The sequence below is a fragment of the Serratia sp. SSNIH1 genome (genome assembly GCF_002935055.1).
Classification (GTDB): domain Bacteria; phylum Pseudomonadota; class Gammaproteobacteria; order Enterobacterales; family Enterobacteriaceae; genus Serratia; species Serratia nevei.
In genome coordinates this window covers 5,041,812-5,058,803 of record NZ_CP026383.1, presented here as the reverse complement: position 1 = coordinate 5,058,803, position 16,992 = coordinate 5,041,812, and the positions used below count along the sequence as shown (strand labels likewise).

Genomic DNA, 16,992 nt, shown 5'->3' with positions numbered 1-16,992 from the left:
ACTTAGTCGTCCAGGAAGCTGCGCAGCACTTCGGAGCGGCTTGGGTGACGCAGCTTACGCAGCGCCTTGGCTTCGATCTGACGAATACGCTCACGGGTAACGTCAAACTGCTTGCCTACCTCTTCCAGCGTGTGATCGGTGTTCATGTCGATGCCGAAACGCATGCGCAGCACTTTCGCTTCGCGCGCGGTCAGGCCGGCCAGCACATCGTGGGTGGCGGAACGCAGGCTTTCCGAGGTCGCGGAGTCCAGCGGCAGCTCGAGGGTGGTATCCTCGATGAAGTCGCCCAGATGCGAATCTTCGTCGTCGCCGATCGGCGTTTCCATCGAGATTGGCTCTTTGGCGATCTTCAGCACCTTGCGGATCTTGTCTTCCGGCATCAGCATGCGCTCGGCCAGCTCTTCCGGCGTCGGCTCGCGGCCCATCTCTTGCAGCATCTGGCGCGAAATACGGTTGAGCTTGTTGATGGTCTCAATCATATGCACCGGAATACGGATGGTGCGCGCCTGGTCGGCGATGGAGCGGGTGATAGCCTGACGGATCCACCAGGTGGCGTACGTCGAGAACTTGTAGCCGCGGCGGTATTCGAACTTGTCTACCGCTTTCATCAGGCCGATGTTGCCTTCCTGGATCAGATCCAGGAACTGCAGGCCGCGGTTGGTGTATTTCTTGGCGATAGAAATAACCAGACGCAGGTTGGCCTCAACCATCTCTTTCTTCGCGCGGCGGGCTTTCGCTTCACCGATCGACATGCGACGGTTGATGTCTTTGACCTGCTCAATGGTCAGGCCGGTTTCTTCTTCGATCTGACGCAGTTTCTGCAGGCTGCGCTGCACGTCTTCAGCCACGTCTTTCAGCTTTTCCGACCATGGCTTGGCCATCGCCAGCGCGGCTTCGAACCAGGAATCGCTGGTTTCGTTGCCGGCGAACAGGGTGACGAAGTTTTTCTTCGGCATTTTGCACTGTTCAACGCACAGCTTCATGATGATGCGTTCCTGGGTGCGAACGCGGTCCATCATGGTGCGCATGCTGTTGACCAGGAAGTCGAACTGCTTCGGCACCAGGCGGAACTGCTTGAACACTTCAGACAGCTTCAGGATCTCGTCCGCGGCGCTGGCGTGGCTGCGGCCGTTCTTCTTGATCACCAGACGCGTCGCTTCATACTGATCGCGCAGCTCGGCGAACTTCTGACGCGCCAGCTCAGGATCGATGCTGTTGTCGTCTTCGGTATCGTCGTCTTCAGCATCCTCATCTTCGTCGTCGTCGTCTTGCTCTTCGCTCGACAGTTCAGAACCGATGTGGGTGGCGGTTGGGGCGATGTCCTCTTCCGCGTTAGGATCGACGAAGCCGGTGATCAGATCGGACAGGCGCGCTTCGCCCGCTTCGACGCGATCGTACTGCTCAAGCAGGTAGGTAATGGCTTCCGGGTATTCGGCAACCGAGCACTGAACCTGGTTGATGCCGTCTTCGATGCGCTTGGCGATGTCGATTTCACCTTCGCGCGTCAGCAGTTCGACGGTACCCATTTCGCGCATGTACATGCGCACCGGGTCGGTGGTGCGGCCGATTTCGGATTCCACGCTGGACAGAACCTGTGCGGCGGCTTCTTCCGCATCTTCGTCCGTGCTGTTCGAGTTTTCGGCGAGCAGCAGGTCATCGGCGTCCGGTGCTTCTTCCATCACCTGGATGCCCATGTCGTTAATCATCTGGATGATGTCTTCGATCTGATCGGAGTCGACGATATCTTCCGGCAGATGGTCATTGACCTCAGCATAGGTCAGATAGCCTTGCTCCTTACCACGGGTGACAAGTAGCTTCAGCTGTGACTGCGGGTTTTGCTCCATAAGACGGTATCCACACTTCAGAGTATTTAGGTTGGTGTCGGTCGGCGAAACCGCCAACAATAGCATTTGGGGCGTTTTCGTTATCGCCGCGGCCCACTATGGCGGCACTGTGCAGGGCTCTGCCCTCGCAATTATCGGCACTTAAGCCGTTTGGTATTCAGTTTTTCTTCGCTAAAACCTGGTTGAGAGAACGGACTTCTTCACGTTCCTCCGGGCTCAGGCCGCGCGTTCTGGCCTGGGCGATCAGCGTTTCCAGCCGTTGCTCGAGCACCGAGTCGTACAGGCTGGCCAACGTATCCAAAAAGGTCTGTTCGACCATGTCCTCAACGATCATATGGTTCCATGTCGCCAAGGTTTCAAGCTGCTGGCTGAATTTGTTGTCGCGATACAGCTCCAGCAATTGCCCGGTTGTCAGGCCCGGCTGCGCCAAACAGGTCTGCACCAGTTCGACGAACAGCGGCAATCCCGCCTGTTTGGTCTGCTCCAGCCCTTCAAGCGAAGGGATAAGTGTAGCCAACTGCGGATTTTGCACCAGTAACCCTATCAGTATACGCATGGTTGTACGTTTTAGCTGGGGCGCCTGATAAGGATTCGCATTTTCCGCCTGCTTGGGCATCAACTTGTCGAGCTGGCTGTCGTCCAGCAGCCCCAGCTTGTTGCCGAGCTCCTGGCGCAGGTACAAGCGCAACGTTTCGCCCGGCACCTGAGTAATCAGCGGCAGCGCCAGCGTGCTCAGCTTGGCGCGCCCGTCCGGGCTGCTCAGATCCACCTGCGGCAGCAGGCTTTCGAACAGGAACGTGGACAGCGGCTGCGCCTGCTCCATTCGCTGTTCGAAGGCTTCTTTGCCTTCTTTGCGCACCAGGGTGTCCGGATCTTCGCCGTCGGGCAAAAACATGAACCGCAGCTGGCGCCCGTCGTTCAGGTACGGCAGCGCGGTTTCCAGCGCCCGCCATGCCGCCTCGCGGCCGGCGCGGTCGCCGTCGTAACAGCAGACGACGTTGTCGGTGGCGCGGAACAGCAGCTGAATGTGTTCAGCCGTCGTCGAGGTTCCGAGCGAGGCGACGGCATAATCGATGCCGAATTGCGCCAACGCCACCACGTCCATATACCCTTCCACCACCAGCAGCCGCTGGAGGGTAGGGTGATTCTGCTGTGCTTCATACAGACCGTACAGCTGGCGGCCCTTATGGAAAACTTCGGTTTCCGGCGAGTTCAGGTACTTCGGCATACCGTCACCCAATACGCGGCCGCCGAAGGCGATCACGCGCCCACGCTTGTCGCGGATGGGGAACATCACCCGTTCGCGGAAACGGTCGTACGAACGCCCCTGATCGTTAGTCACCAGCATGCCGGCATCGTTCAATGCGCGGCGCGAGTCGGCATCGCGGCCGAAACGCTTCAGGGCGTTGTCCCATCCCGCCGGCGCGAAGCCGATGGCGAAATGGCGAATAACGTCGTCACTTAATCCGCGCTGCTGCAAATAGCTGCGCGCCGGCGCTCCGGAGGACTGCTGCAGTGACTGTTGATAGAACGCGCTGAGCTGCTCCATCAGTTGGTACAGGCTCTGGCGCTGATGGCGTTCGATCTGGGTTGGCCCGGTGCCCGCTTCGTAAGGCACTTCCAGCCCGTGCATGGTCGCCAGCTCTTCGATGGTTTCGACAAACTCGAGTCGGTCGTAATTCATCAAAAAATCGACGGCGTTGCCGTGCGCACCACACCCAAAACAGTGATAAAACTGCTTTTCGCCATTAACGGTAAAGGAAGGCGTCTTTTCGTGGTGGAACGGACAGCACGCGTGGTAGTTCTTGCCTTGCTTCTTGAGCTTCACGCGAGCGTCGATCAGGTCGACGATGTCGGTGCGAGCCAGCAAGTCATTGATAAATACGCGCGGAATTCGTCCAGCCATAAGCCCTTACTTCATTAGCCTATAAACGAGAACAAGCCGCGCATTCCTTTCGGAAAGCACGGCCTTCGTATGCAACTACTCGGTCTGCGCGATTTTGAAAATCAGAAATTCACGCGGTGGGGTTGCCCCCGAAGAATTAATACAGACGAGTGCGGCGTGCGTTTTCGCGAGCCAGTTTCTTCGCGTGACGTTTCACAGCAGAAGCTTTAGCGCGTTTACGTTCGGTAGTTGGTTTTTCATAAAACTCACGACGACGAACTTCAGCTAAAACACCCGCTTTTTCGCAAGAGCGTTTGAAACGACGCAGAGCAACGTCAAATGGCTCGTTTTCACGTACTTTAATTACCGGCATGTGCCTCTCACCTCAATAAAATTCGGTTTGTTGCTGGCCAAGCGCCAGCCTTTTCAAAATGGTGCGGAATTTTACTCCAATGGATGCTGCTTTGTAAAGCATCACCGCAAATTGAAACCCGCGTCGCTCTGCCGCAACGTGCGCAATTTTGCACCGGGCGCTGATTATAGACTAATCAGAAAAAAATGCTCGTGTTTAATCGCCCGGGCATTTTCTGGATGAATCATCGACATAGGTGCGAGCCGGTGACAAGATGCGCGGCACCGGCGGTAAATGCGGCGGAATGTGGTAGACTGGCGGCCGCACGTGAATGATGGGAAATGTAATGCGAGTACTGGGTATAGAAACGTCCTGCGATGAAACCGGAATTGCAGTGTATGACGATCAAACCGGTTTGTTGGCCAACCAATTATACAGCCAGGTGAAGCTGCACGCCGACTACGGCGGCGTGGTGCCGGAACTGGCCTCCCGCGATCACGTGCGCAAAACCGTGCCGCTGATTCAGGCGGCGCTGAAAGAGGCCAACCTGACCCCGGCCGACATCGACGGCGTGGCCTACACCGCCGGGCCGGGCCTGGTGGGGGCGCTGCTGGTCGGTGCTACCGTGGGGCGCGCGCTGGCGTTTGCCTGGAACGTGCCGGCGGTGCCGGTGCACCATATGGAAGGCCACCTGCTGGCGCCGATGCTGGAAGACAACCCGCCGGCGTTCCCGTTCGTCGCGCTGCTGGTCTCCGGCGGCCATACTCAGCTGATTAGCGTCACCGGCATCGGTGAGTATGAACTGCTGGGCGAATCGATCGATGATGCCGCCGGCGAAGCGTTCGACAAAACCGCCAAGCTGCTCGGCCTGGATTACCCCGGCGGGCCGATGCTGTCGAAGATGGCGCAGCAGGGCACGGAGGGGCGTTTCACCTTCCCGCGGCCGATGACCGATCGTCCGGGCCTGGACTTCAGCTTCTCCGGGCTGAAAACCTTCGCCGCCAACACCATTCGCTCCAACGGCAACGACGATCAGACGCGTGCCGACATCGCCCGCGCCTTCGAGGATGCGGTGGTGGATACGCTGGCAATCAAGTGCAAACGCGCGTTGGAGCAGACCGGTTTTAAACGCCTGGTGATGGCCGGCGGCGTGAGCGCCAACCGCACGTTGCGCGCCAAGCTGGCGGAGATGATGCACAAGCGCGGTGGGGAAGTATTCTATGCCCGCCCGGAATTTTGCACCGACAACGGCGCGATGATCGCCTATGCCGGCATGGTGCGCCTGAAGAGCGGCGCCAACCCGGAGCTGAGCGTTTCGGTGCGGCCGCGCTGGCCGCTGGCGGAACTGCCTGCGGTATAAAGCAAAGGGCCGGATAATCCGGCCCTTCTGTTATTCGTCTTTCGGCTGGTCGCCGTTATCCGCATCCGCCTGGTTTTTCTTCTTGCGGAACTTGCCCCAGATCTTACCTTCCTGGCCGCGCCACAGGCGCTGAATATTGTCGTGATGCCGCATCAGGATCAGGCAGGAGAGCATCGCCACCGGGAAGGTGAACTGCGGTTTGAACCACCAGACGTAGAACGGGGCGATCAGCGCGCTGACGATGGCGCCGAGCGAAGAGTAGCCGCTGAGCAGCACCGTCAGCAGCCAGGTGCCGGTCATCAGGCCGGTCAGATCCCAGCCGATAGGCGCGATGGCGCCAAACGCCGTCGCTACGCCCTTACCGCCGCGGAAGTGGAAGAACACCGGATAGATGTGCCCCAGGCAGGCGGCGATCGCCGTCAGGCCGAGGTACAGCGGCGGCACATCGAGTTTGTAGGCCAGCCAGACCGGCAACATCCCTTTCAGAATATCGAATACCAGCACCGCCGCTGCCGCCAGCCGGCCGCCGATGCGCAGGACGTTGGTCGCCCCGGGATTTCCTGAGCCATGTTCACGCGGATCCGGCAGCCTGGCGATCCGGCAAACCAGGATCGCGCTGGAAATCGAGCCGCACAGATACGCGAAGATAATCATGCCAAGCGCGGTAGCACTCATAACGCGGTTCCGTTTAATAATGGTCGTTTTACTCGCAACATCTATGGATAATACGCACATTCCGCTGGAAGTGGTATCCGGCAAGGCCAAAAACAGAGAATGACGTGATGGATATCGTATTTATTGAAGAGCTTACCGTAATTACCACCATTGGCGTTTATGAGTGGGAACAGGGCATTCGTCAGAAGCTGGTGTTCGATATCGAAATGGGCTGGGATAACCGGCCGGCCGCCGCCAGCGACGACGTAACTGACTGTCTGAGCTATGCCGACGTCAGCGACGCCGTGATCCAGCACGTGGAGTCGAACCGTTTTGCGCTGGTGGAGCGAGTGGCAGAGGAAATATCCGAAATTTTGCTTCAGCGCTTCAATTCCCCCTGGGTCCGTATTAAGGTCAGCAAACCGGGCGCTGTAGCACATGCCAGTCGGGTCGGCGTGATCATTGAGCGCGGCACTCGTCCCGCATGATTTTATGTCATCTGCTTGCAACGAAAGACCGTTAAGCTGGTCTTAATCCTGAGAATTGTTTTAGCGGCACTGTCTTTAAGCATTGCCGCTTTTTTATGTGATAGCCGTTATTTTATGGGGTGAGCGAAGCACATGGCAGACATGCATTCACTGTTTATTGCGTTTGTTCTTGGGGTTGTTGAGGGATTAACCGAATTTCTGCCGGTTTCTTCCACCGGGCATATGATCATCGTCGGCGAGTGGCTGGGCTTTACCGGCGACAAAGCCAAAACCTTTGAAGTCATTATCCAGCTGGGGTCGATCCTGGCCGTCGTCGTGATGTTCTGGCGCCGGCTGTTCGGCTTGATCGGCATCCATTTCGGCGGCAAGCCGGTGGAGCACGAGGGCAAAACCAGCGGCCAGCTGAAGCTGGGGCACATCCTGTTGGCGATGATCCCGGCGGTGGTGCTGGGCCTGGCCTTCCATGATTTCATCAAGTCGCTGTTCGCGCCGAAAAACGTGATGTACGCGTTGGTGGTCGGCGGCCTGCTGCTGTTGGCGGCGGAATGGCTAAAGCCGAAGAAACCGAGCGCGGAAGGGCTGGATGACATCACCTACCGCCAGGCGTTCATGATCGGCTGCTTCCAGTGCCTGGCGCTGTGGCCGGGCTTCTCCCGTTCGGGTTCCACTATCGCCGGCGGCATGCTGGTGGGCGTGAACCGCTATGCGGCGTCCGAGTTCTCCTTCATCCTGGCGGTGCCGATGATGATTGGCGCCAGCGGCCTGGATCTGTACAAGAGCCTGCACTTCCTGACCTGGGGCGATCTGCCGATGTTTGCCGTCGGTTTCATTACGGCCTTCGTGGTGGCGCTGATTGCGATCAAGACCTTCCTGTCGCTGATCAAACGCATCTCGTTCGTGCCGTTCGCCATCTACCGCTTTATCGTGGCAGCCGTGGTTTACATGGTATTCCTGTAAGCCCGACGCCAAGAAAAAACCCCGCTCTGCGGGGTTTTTTTATGCCTGATCGTTGATAATCGTTTGGCTGAGTTTCCAGTCGGCCAGCGCCTGCTGGCGGCGGCGTTTGAGCTCGTCGCGGATCGCGGTGCCCTGCAGCCCGCTGGCCACCACTTCTTTGATAGATACCGCGTTCGCCACCTGATACGCCTGGCGCAGATAGTCGCCCTGCGGATAAGGGTTCTCCTCAAAGCCGGTGCGGCCGCGCGCGTCCGCTTCGCTGGTCAGGATCATTTGCTCCAGCCTTTGGGGCTTGCGCCAGACGTCGATGGCGTCGAACAGCTTCAGCAGGGTTTCCGGGCGCAGCTTGTCCACGGTGTGGATCAGGTCATGGTACTCGGCCACCAGCTTGCTCAGATCGCGCACCGGGTTGGGCACCCGCAGCCGCTGGCACAGGGCTTCGACCAGCCGCACGCCCGCCGGGCCGTGGCCGTGGTGATGCGGCCAGAATTCTTTCGGCGTCAATCCTTTGCCGAGGTCATGGCACAGGGTGGCGAAGCGCACGTCCACCTCCGGCGTGAGGCGGGCGGCAATCGCCAGCGCCATCAGCGTGTGCACGCCGGTGTCGATCTCCGGGTGCCACTTGGCGGGGGCCGGTACGCCGAACAGCGCGTCGATTTCCGGGAACAGCACCGCCAGCGCATCGCAGTCGCGCAACACCTGAAAATAGACCTGCGGGCTCTGGCTTTGCAGCGCCTTTTCGGTTTCCTTCCAGACGCGTTCGGCGGTCAGCGCAGCCAGTTCACCGCCGTGCGCCATTTGGCGCATCAGCGCGAGCGTTTCGTCGGCGATGTGAAAACCCAGGTGGGCGAAGCGGGCAGCGAAGCGGGCCACGCGCAGCACGCGCAGCGGATCTTCGCCGAACGCGTCTGAAACGTGGCGCAGCACGCGCGCTTGCAGATCGGCTACGCCGCCGTAAGGATCAATCAGTTCCCCTTCGGCGGAGCGGGCGATGGCGTTGATGGTCAGATCGCGCCGCAGCAGATCTTCTTCCAGCGTCACGTCCGGCGCGGCATAGCAGGTAAAACCGGTGTACCCCTGGCCGGATTTGCGCTCGGTGCGCGCCAGCGCGTACTCCTCATGAGAATCGGGGTTGAGGAACACCGGGAAATCTTTGCCGACCTGCTGATAGCCCAATGCCAGCAGCTCCGCCGGCGTGGCGCCCACCACCACCCAATCATGATCGACCACCGGAATGTCGAGCAGGCTGTCGCGAACGGCGCCGCCGACCAGATAAATCTGCACTGTTGACTCCTGAATATCGTGTAAGGCTCTGTCTATCAGATTACATGAATTGGCCGCGGGATGTCGGCACCAATGAAAAGGGCGCCCGCAGGCGCCCACACTCAAACTGAACGATACTGAGATCAGTTCATCCAGCGGTTATTGTTCTTGCGGCGCGGGATCAGGTGCGGCAACAGCAGACCCAGCAGCAAACCGACGCCGGCGACGCCGCCGCCGTACATGAACCACTGCAGGATAATGGTGCGCTGCTTGTCGTCGAGCTGCAGGTTAACGGCGTTGACCTTCTTCTGCGCGACCACCAGCTGGTTTTTCAGATCCTGGTTTTCCTTCTGCAGGCTGCTGATGGTGCTGTCGCTGCCCGCGACTTTCTCCTGCATTTCCGAGGTGCGCTGGTTCCAGGTGTTGTCGATGTTGGCCAGCTTGTCGGTCAGGGTTTTCACCTGCTGTTCCAGCTCGGGCACGCGAGTGCGCAGGCTTGGCGTCTGGCTGAGCTGGTCGAGCGGGATCCAGGTGGTGCGGCCTTTCGGATCGCGGATCTGGCCGTAGTTGGTGCTGTCGTTGACGCTCAGCAGGGTGACTTCTTCACCGGCGTTCAGAGTGCCGACAATACGGTACTGATTACCTGGGCCGCTATGGACGTAAGTGCTTAACTCATCGGAGATATAGCGTTTATCTTCGGCATGTGCGGCCCAAGTGATGCTGAAGCTCAGCGCGGCAAGGCAAATCAGGCGTAATTTCTGCATTAGTTCATCGTTTCTGGGTGAATTTATGGAACGATAGTAGAGCGTTCAGTCTGACGACGCAACGCCAAAACCGGAATGAGAACTATCTTACTGTGGCTGATTCTGTGAGTTGCGCAGCGTTTTATAACGTAACAGGTTTTTTCTACAGTTAGCAGGGTTAAGGCGCCGGGAATCGCGGTAAGATAATGGCAACTGTGCGTCATTGGGCAGCATACGGCGGGCCGAACGCGCCGCGCTGAAACCGACGCGAATGCGTAACTTATTGGTGTTAAAGAATTATGACCGTTGAAATTGAACTGAAATTCATCGCCGCGCCGCAAGCGGTGGCCGCTCTGCCACAATGGCTCGCCGCCTGGCCGCATCAGCATTCCGCGCCGCAAAAGCTGACCAACATTTACTTCGAAACGGCCGACAACGTCCTGCGCCGTCACGACATGGGGCTGCGGATTCGCGGTTTCGACGATCGCTATGAGATGACCATCAAAACCGCCGGTAAAGTGGTGGGCGGCCTGCACCAGCGCCCGGAATACAATGTCGCTATCGCCGAACCGCAGCTGGCGTTGGCGCAGTTCCCTGCCGACATCTGGCCGCAGGATTGCGATATCGCGGCGCTGCAGCAGGCGTTGCAGCCGCTGTTCCGTACCGATTTCGTGCGAGAGAAGTGGGTGGTTACTTACGGCCAAAGCGAGATCGAGATTGGTCTGGACCAGGGCGAGGTGCGTGCCGGTGACCTCAGCGAAGCCCTGAGCGAGATAGAGCTGGAACTGCTGAACGGCAATACTGCCGATCTGCTGGCGTTGGCCGGTGAGCTGGCGGCGCACGGCGGGCTGCGTCAGGGCAGCCTGAGCAAGGCGGCGCGCGGTTATCACCTGGCACAGGGCAATCCGCCGCGCCAGGTGCGCCCGCTACGGGTGTTGAAGCCGGCGGCGAAGGCGACCGTGGAGCAGGGGATGATCGCCGCCTTCGAGCTGGCGCTGAGCCACTGGCAGTACCACGAAGAGCTGTGGCTGCGCGGTGACGCGCAGGCGCGCGCTTCGGTGATTGAGGCGGTCGGAACGATCCGCCAGGCGCTGGTGATCTTCGGCGGTTTGGTGCCGCGCAAGGCCAGCGCCGATCTGCGCGCCCGCCTGACCGAGCTCGAGCCGCTGTTGGCGGACAAAGCCGCGCAACCAGATACCCTGTGCTACAGCACGGCCTATCTGCAATGTAAGTTGGCGCTCACATCATGGCTGGTGAGCGGCGCCTGGCGGCCGTTTATCGATGCCAAAGCGCAGGCCAAGCTGGACGGTTCTTTCAAACGCTTCAGCGACATCATGCTGGGGCGCAGCGGTGCGGAGCTGAAAGAAGCCTTCAGCCGTACGCTGAACGAAGATGAATATCAGGAACAATTGCCGCGCCTGACGCGTCAGATTTCGGCGCTGGTCCTGCTGTCGGGCGCCTACCCCGACGAGCAGACCGGGCCTTATATCGAGGCCTGGCGCGAGCTGCAGGCAGCGCTGAGCGAGCGCCGCCAGGGCTGGTATGAAGCCAGCCGCAAACAGGCCTTATCGCATGCGCCATTCTGGTTAAACGGCGCGCTTCGTTAATCCAGCCGGCCCGCCAGCCGTGGGCCGCAGAACGGGTCATACACTATGTCGCCACTTTCAGCCGCGTTGCAGGCTCAGGCACAGCAGGTTGTGCAGCGTTTTCAGGAAGTTCACGGCGCGGACTGCGCCTTTAGCGAACAGGAGCAGTGGGTGCTGGCGTCGAGCGACTTCGTCAGCGACGCGCTGCTTGCCCAGTCGGCCTGGCTGGCGACGCTGCGCGAACAGCCGCCGGCGCCCGGCGAGTGGCAACACTATGCCGCCTGGTTGCAGGACGAGCTGGAAGAGGTGCGCGATGAGGCGCAGCTGATGCGCACGCTGCGTCTGTTCCGCCGTGAAACGCTGGTGCGCATTGCCTGGGCGCAGGCTCAGGGGCTGTGTTCGACCGAAGAAACGCTGCTGCAGCTGAGCGGATTGGCGGAAACGCTGATCGTCAGCGCGCGCGACTGGCTGTACCAAACCTGCTGCCGTGAGTGGGGCACGCCGTGCAACGCCGCCGGTGAACCGCAGCCGCTGCTGATCCTCGGCATGGGTAAGCTGGGCGGCGGCGAGCTGAATTTCTCGTCGGATATCGATCTGATCTTCGCCTACCCGGAAAACGGCCAGACCCAGGGCGGGCGGCGCGAGTTGGACAATGCCCAGTTCTTCACCCGCCTCGGCCAGCGGCTGATCAAGGCGCTGGATCAGCAGACCATTGACGGCTTCGTCTATCGCGTCGACATGCGGCTGCGGCCGTTCGGCGACAGCGGCCCATTGGTGATGAGCTTTGCGGCGCTGGAAGATTACTATCAGGAGCAGGGGCGCGACTGGGAACGTTATGCGATGGTGAAGGCGCGCCTGATGGGCGGCACGGAAGACGCCTACAGCCAGGAGCTGCGCAAAACGCTGCGGCCATTCGTGTTCCGCCGCTATATCGATTTCAGCGTCATCCAGTCGCTGCGCAACATGAAGGGCATGATCGCCCGTGAAGTGCGGCGTCGCGGCCTGAAGGACAACATCAAGCTGGGTGCCGGCGGCATTCGCGAAATCGAATTCATCACCCAGGTATTCCAGCTGATCCGCGGCGGCCGCGAGCCGGCGCTGCAGGGGCGTTCGCTGCTGCCGACGCTGCAGGCGGTGGGTGAACTGGGGCTGCTGGAGGCCGAGCAGGTGCGGGCGCTGAGCGCCGCTTACCTGTTCCTGCGGCGGCTGGAGAATCTGCTGCAGGCGATCGGCGATCAGCAAACCCAGACGCTGCCGCAGGATGCGCTCGATCAGGCGCGGTTGGCCTACGGCATGGGGCTGGCGGATTGGCCGGCGCTGATGGCGACGCTGGACGTGCACATGCAGGCGGTGCGGGCGGTGTTCGATGACCTGATCGGCGACGATAGCCCGGATGTCGGTGAAGATCCCGACTACCAACACTACCACAGCCTGTGGCAGGACGCGCTGGAGGAAAACGAGCTGGCGCCGCTGACGCCGCACCTGGACGAAGAGGGGCGCCGACAGATGCTGCGCACCATCGCCGATTTCCGCCACGACGTCGACAAACGCACCATCGGCCCGCGCGGCCGCGACGTGCTCGATCAGCTGATGCCGCGCCTGCTGGCGGAGGTATGCCCGCGCCAGGACGCGCCGACCGCGCTGGTGCGGCTGGCGCAGCTGCTGCTCAGCATCGTCACCCGTACCACCTACCTCGAACTGTTGGTGGAGTATCACGCGGCGCTCAGCCATCTGATCCGCCTGTGCGCCGCGTCGCCGATGGTCGCCAACCAGCTGTCGCGCTACCCGCTGTTGCTGGACGAACTGCTGGATCCGGCCACGCTGTATCAGCCGGTGGCGCTGGACGCCTACCGCAGCGAGCTGCGCCAGTACCTGCTGCGGGTGCCGGAAGACGACGAAGAGCAAAAGCTGGAGGCGCTGCGCCAGTTCAAGCAGGCGCAGCAGCTGCGCATCGCCGCGGCGGATATCGCCGGCGCGCTGCCGGTGATGAAAGTGAGCGACCACCTGACTTATCTGGCGGAGGCGATCATCGACGCGGTGGTGCAGCAGGCCTGGAGCGACATGGTGGCGCGCTACGGCCAACCGACCCATCTGCAGGAGCGCGACGGGCGCGGCTTTGCGGTGATCGGCTACGGCAAGCTGGGCGGCTGGGAGCTGGGTTACAGTTCCGATCTCGATCTGGTATTCCTGCTGGATTGCCCGCCGGAGGTGATGACCGACGGCGATCGCTGCATCGACGGCCGGCAGTTCTACCTGCGGTTGGCGCAGCGGGTGATGCATCTGTTCAGCACCCGCACCTCCTCCGGCATTCTGTATGAGGTGGACGCCCGCCTGCGGCCTTCCGGCGCTGCGGGGATGCTGGTCAGCACCGTTGAGGCGTTCGCCGATTACCAGCAAAACGAAGCCTGGACCTGGGAACATCAGGCCCTGGTGCGCGCGCGCATCGTGCATGGCGACCCGGCGCTGCATCAGCAGTTCGATGCGATCCGGCGCGAGATCCTGTGCAAAACGCGCGATGCGGAGATCCTGAAGCGCGAAGTGCGCGAGATGCGCGAAAAGATGCGCAACCATCTTGGCAACAAGCAGCGCGATCTGTTTGATATCAAAACCGATGAGGGCGGCATTACCGACATCGAATTTATCGCCCAATATCTGGTCTTACGCTATGCGCCGGGTGAACCGCGGCTGACGCGTTGGTCGGACAACGTGCGCATCTTCGAGCTGATGGCCAATTACGACATCATGCCGGAAGAGGAGGCGCGCGCGCTGACCCAGGCCTATGTCACCATGCGCGATGAGATCCACCATCTGGCGTTGCAGGAGCATTCCGGCAAGGTCGGCAGCGGGCTGTTCGTCGCCGAGCGCGAGCAGGTGCGCACCAGCTGGGCCAAATGGCTGGATTAATACCTTTTTGCGGGTATTCCGGCGGTCTGTGGTAATATCTGCGCCACTAAAATTTTGTACTTTTTTGGAGTTATCGGATGAAAGTTACGCTGCCTGATTTTCGCCGCGCCGGTGTGCTGGTGGTCGGTGACGTCATGTTGGATCGCTATTGGTATGGGCCGACCAGCCGCATTTCACCGGAAGCCCCGGTGCCGGTGGTCAAGGTCGATACCATCGAAGAGCGTCCCGGCGGCGCGGCTAACGTGGCGATGAACATTGCTTCGCTGGGGGCCACTTCCCGTCTGGTGGGCCTGACCGGCATCGACGATGCGGCGCGGGCGCTGAGCGCCAAGCTGAATGAAGTCAACGTGCGCTGCGACTTCGTCTCGGTGCCGACCCATCCGACCATCACCAAGCTGCGCGTGCTGTCGCGCAACCAGCAGCTGATCCGTCTCGATTTCGAAGAAGGCTTCTCCAACGTCGATCCGCAGCCGATGCTGGAGCGCATTCAGCAGGCGCTGCCGCAGATCGGCGCGCTGGTGCTGTCCGATTACGCCAAGGGCGCGCTCAGCCAGGTGCAGGGGATGATCCAACTGGCGCGCGCCGCCAAGGTGCCGGTGCTGATCGATCCGAAAGGCTCTGACTTCGAGCGCTATCGCGGCGCGACGCTGCTGACGCCAAACCTGTCCGAGTTCGAAGCGGTGGTGGGCCACTGCAAGGATGAGGCGGAACTGGTGGAACGCGGCATGAAGCTGGTGGCGGATTTTGAGCTGTCAGCGCTGCTGGTTACCCGTTCCGAACACGGCATGACGCTGCTGCAGCCGGGCGTTGAACCGCTGCATTTACCGACCCAGGCGCAGGAAGTGTTCGATGTGACCGGCGCAGGTGACACTGTGATCGGCGTGCTGGCCGCCTCGCTGGCCGCCGGTAACTCGCTGGAAGAGTCCTGCTTCCTGGCCAACGCCGCCGCCGGCGTGGTGGTGGGCAAGCTTGGCACCTCTACCGTGTCGCCCATCGAGCTGGAAAACGCGGTGCGCGGCCGGGCCGAAACCGGTTTTGGCGTGATGACCGAAGCGCAGTTGAAACACGCCGTCGCGCAGGCGCGTCAGCGCGGCGAGAAAGTGGTGATGACCAACGGCATCTTCGACATTCTGCATGCCGGCCACGTCTCTTATCTGGCCAACGCCCGCAAGCTGGGCGATCGCCTTATCGTGGCGGTGAACAGCGACGCCTCGACCAAGCGCCTGAAAGGGGAAACACGCCCGGTCAACGCGCTGGAGAACCGCATGATCGTGCTGGGCGCGCTGGAAGCGGTGGATTGGGTAGTGCCGTTCGAAGAGGATACGCCGCAGCGCTTGATCGCCGACATTCTGCCGGATCTGCTGGTAAAAGGCGGTGATTACAAACCGGAAGAGATTGCCGGCAGTGCGGAAGTGTGGGCCAACGGCGGCGATGTCAAAGTGCTGAACTTTGAAGACGGGCTGTCGACCACCAACATCATCAAAGCGATCAAAAACGGGCGCGGCTAACGCCGGGCGACCTAAAGAACAAGGGCGCGCTGTGCGCGCCCTTGGCGGGAATTATTCGTCTTCCTGTTTGGCGGCTGGTGTCGCGCTCAGTTTGCTTTCCAGCTCGGCCATGCGCTGTTCCAACAGCGCCAGCTTCTCGCGGGTGCGCAACAGCACCTGAGTCTGTACGTCGAACTCTTCGCGGTTAACCAAATCCAGGCGGGTCAGCTGCGACTGCAGGACCTGACGGATTTTTTTCTCAACGTCTTCCCCGAATTCACGAACGCCTTTAGGCATGGACTCATGAACCTGGCGTGCGATTTGTTCGATTTTTTTCGGGTCAATCATGGCGTATCCCTTTCAGAGTTTAATAGCTGCCGCTTAGTGTAATGCGAGTTGCCCGCGGGATAAACCATTAAGCGCATTCGCCGTGCGTGGCCGAATTGTGCTTTTGCCAATTGCCCTGCCTACCCATTAGCGTTATAGTCATCCTGCTTATTCTCAGGGCGGGGTGAAAGTCCCCACCGGCGGTAAATCACCTTCTACGGTGAAAGCCCGCGAGCGCTCAGCCAGCCTGTCAGGGCCGGTTAGAGGTCAGCAGATCCGGTGTAATTCCGGGGCCGACGGTTATAGTCCGGATGGGAGAGAGTAACGGTATCTGCCGGGCTTGCGCCCGCTTGCGTTATTTTTTTAGCTATTGCTAGCTACTCCTCAAGATCGCCCTGGTTCTGGTAATCCATAATTTTTAATGAGGTTTTTTACCATGAATCAGACGCTACTTTCAGACTTCGGCACGCCGACAGAACGCGTTGAACGCGCGATTGACGCACTGCGCAACGGGCGCGGTGTAATGGTGCTCGATGATGAAAACCGTGAAAACGAAGGTGACATGATCTTCGCCGCGGAAACCATGACCGTTGAGCAGATGGCGCTGACCATTCGCCACGGCAGCGGTATCGTGTGCCTGTGCATCACCGAAGAACGCCGTCAGCAGCTTGAGCTGCCGATGATGGTGACCAACAACTCCAGCCAATTCCAGACCGCCTTCACCGTGACCATTGAAGCGGCGCAGGGCGTGACCACCGGGGTTTCCGCTTCCGATCGCCTGACCACCATCCGTGCGGCGGTGGCAGACAGCGCCAAGCCGAGCGATCTGAACCGTCCGGGCCACGTATTCCCGCTGCGCGCGCAGCCGGGTGGCGTGCTGAGCCGTCGCGGCCACACCGAAGCGACCATCGATCTGGTTTCCATGGCCGGTTTCAAACCTGCCGGCGTGCTGTGTGAACTGACCAACGACGATGGCAGCATGGCGCACGCGCCGGAAGTGATCGCCTTCGCCAAACAGCACGACATGGTGGTGCTGACCATCGAAGATCTGGTGGCCTACCGCCAGGCACACGAGAAAAAAGCCAGCTGATAGCCGGCCGCTTTCAACGATAAAAAAGCCGCGTAACGCGGCTTTTTTTGTG

General features: G+C 60.4%; 14 protein-coding genes and 1 riboswitch. Of the genes, 7 read left to right on the top strand and 7 right to left on the bottom strand.

Going from position 1 to position 16,992, the window contains the following annotated elements; all coding sequences use genetic code 11:
* Positions 1 to 2: 2 nt before the first annotated feature.
* The 3 genes from rpoD to rpsU all read right to left on the bottom strand — a co-directional run bounded on the left by rpoD (position 3) and on the right by rpsU (position 4,102).
* Positions 3 to 1,844, bottom strand: a complete 1,842-nt coding sequence (rpoD, locus tag C3F38_RS24335; protein ID WP_038879518.1) for an RNA polymerase sigma factor RpoD — start codon at positions 1,842 to 1,844, stop codon at positions 3 to 5.
* A gap of 157 nt (positions 1,845 to 2,001) precedes the next feature.
* Positions 2,002 to 3,750: a DNA primase gene (dnaG, locus tag C3F38_RS24330; RefSeq protein WP_025304325.1), complete on the bottom strand. Its 1,749-nt coding sequence runs from the start codon at positions 3,748 to 3,750 to the stop codon at positions 2,002 to 2,004.
* A 136-nt stretch (positions 3,751 to 3,886) separates the two neighbouring features.
* On the bottom strand, positions 3,887 to 4,102 hold the full coding sequence (gene rpsU, locus C3F38_RS24325) for a 30S ribosomal protein S21 (RefSeq protein WP_001144069.1): 216 nt from the start codon (positions 4,100 to 4,102) through the stop codon (positions 3,887 to 3,889).
* A gap of 325 nt (positions 4,103 to 4,427) precedes the next feature.
* Here rpsU and tsaD point away from each other — a divergent pair, with 325 nt between their 5' ends.
* Positions 4,428 to 5,441, top strand: a complete 1,014-nt coding sequence (gene tsaD / locus C3F38_RS24320) for a tRNA (adenosine(37)-N6)-threonylcarbamoyltransferase complex transferase subunit TsaD (protein WP_038879514.1) — start codon at positions 4,428 to 4,430, stop codon at positions 5,439 to 5,441.
* A gap of 30 nt (positions 5,442 to 5,471) precedes the next feature.
* Here the strand turns inward: tsaD and plsY are convergent, their stop codons facing one another.
* Positions 5,472 to 6,116, bottom strand: coding sequence for a glycerol-3-phosphate 1-O-acyltransferase PlsY (gene plsY / locus C3F38_RS24315; RefSeq protein ID WP_047729813.1), 645 nt, complete (start codon positions 6,114 to 6,116; stop codon positions 5,472 to 5,474).
* 107 nt (positions 6,117 to 6,223) lie between these two features.
* Here plsY and folB point away from each other — a divergent pair, with 107 nt between their 5' ends.
* Both folB and bacA read left to right on the top strand, forming a co-directional pair.
* A complete protein-coding gene (gene folB, locus C3F38_RS24310; protein ID WP_019453081.1) occupies positions 6,224 to 6,583 on the top strand; it encodes a bifunctional dihydroneopterin aldolase/7,8-dihydroneopterin epimerase in 360 nt (119 codons plus the stop codon).
* Between the two features lie 132 nt (positions 6,584 to 6,715).
* Entirely contained in the window at positions 6,716 to 7,540 is an 825-nt protein-coding gene (bacA, locus tag C3F38_RS24305; protein ID WP_025160107.1) for an undecaprenyl-diphosphate phosphatase, read from the top strand.
* 39 nt (positions 7,541 to 7,579) lie between these two features.
* Here bacA and C3F38_RS24300 read toward each other — a convergent pair whose 3' ends face one another.
* Positions 7,580 to 8,824, bottom strand: a complete 1,245-nt coding sequence (locus C3F38_RS24300; protein WP_038879508.1) for a multifunctional CCA addition/repair protein — start codon at positions 8,822 to 8,824, stop codon at positions 7,580 to 7,582.
* Positions 8,825 to 8,946: 122 nt separating this feature from the next.
* Positions 8,947 to 9,567 (bottom strand): TIGR04211 family SH3 domain-containing protein, encoded by a 621-nt coding sequence (locus tag C3F38_RS24295; RefSeq protein ID WP_019453078.1) that lies wholly within the window; start codon positions 9,565 to 9,567, stop codon positions 8,947 to 8,949.
* Between the two features lie 278 nt (positions 9,568 to 9,845).
* On the opposite strand from C3F38_RS24295, the gene C3F38_RS24290 reads away from it, so the two are divergent.
* The 3 genes from C3F38_RS24290 to hldE all read left to right on the top strand — a co-directional run bounded on the left by C3F38_RS24290 (position 9,846) and on the right by hldE (position 15,544).
* Positions 9,846 to 11,153, top strand: a complete 1,308-nt coding sequence (locus C3F38_RS24290) for an inorganic triphosphatase (RefSeq protein ID WP_048234941.1) — start codon at positions 9,846 to 9,848, stop codon at positions 11,151 to 11,153.
* Between the two features lie 45 nt (positions 11,154 to 11,198).
* Positions 11,199 to 14,036 carry a bifunctional [glutamate--ammonia ligase]-adenylyl-L-tyrosine phosphorylase/[glutamate--ammonia-ligase] adenylyltransferase gene (glnE, locus tag C3F38_RS24285; RefSeq protein ID WP_055316200.1) on the top strand — a complete coding sequence of 946 codons (2,838 nt, stop codon included), beginning with the start codon at positions 11,199 to 11,201 and terminating at the stop codon, positions 14,034 to 14,036.
* A 77-nt stretch (positions 14,037 to 14,113) separates the two neighbouring features.
* On the top strand, positions 14,114 to 15,544 hold the full coding sequence (gene hldE, locus C3F38_RS24280; protein ID WP_038879497.1) for a bifunctional D-glycero-beta-D-manno-heptose-7-phosphate kinase/D-glycero-beta-D-manno-heptose 1-phosphate adenylyltransferase HldE: 1,431 nt from the start codon (positions 14,114 to 14,116) through the stop codon (positions 15,542 to 15,544).
* A gap of 51 nt (positions 15,545 to 15,595) precedes the next feature.
* On the opposite strand, the gene ubiK is transcribed toward hldE, so the two are convergent.
* Positions 15,596 to 15,871: a ubiquinone biosynthesis accessory factor UbiK gene (gene ubiK / locus C3F38_RS24275; RefSeq protein WP_038879493.1), complete on the bottom strand. Its 276-nt coding sequence runs from the start codon at positions 15,869 to 15,871 to the stop codon at positions 15,596 to 15,598.
* A 145-nt stretch (positions 15,872 to 16,016) separates the two neighbouring features.
* Positions 16,017 to 16,177: riboswitch (FMN riboswitch) on the top strand.
* 109 nt (positions 16,178 to 16,286) lie between these two features.
* Here ubiK and ribB point away from each other — a divergent pair.
* On the top strand, positions 16,287 to 16,940 hold the full coding sequence (gene ribB, locus C3F38_RS24270; protein ID WP_033636071.1) for a 3,4-dihydroxy-2-butanone-4-phosphate synthase: 654 nt from the start codon (positions 16,287 to 16,289) through the stop codon (positions 16,938 to 16,940).
* Positions 16,941 to 16,992: the final 52 nt, after the last annotated feature.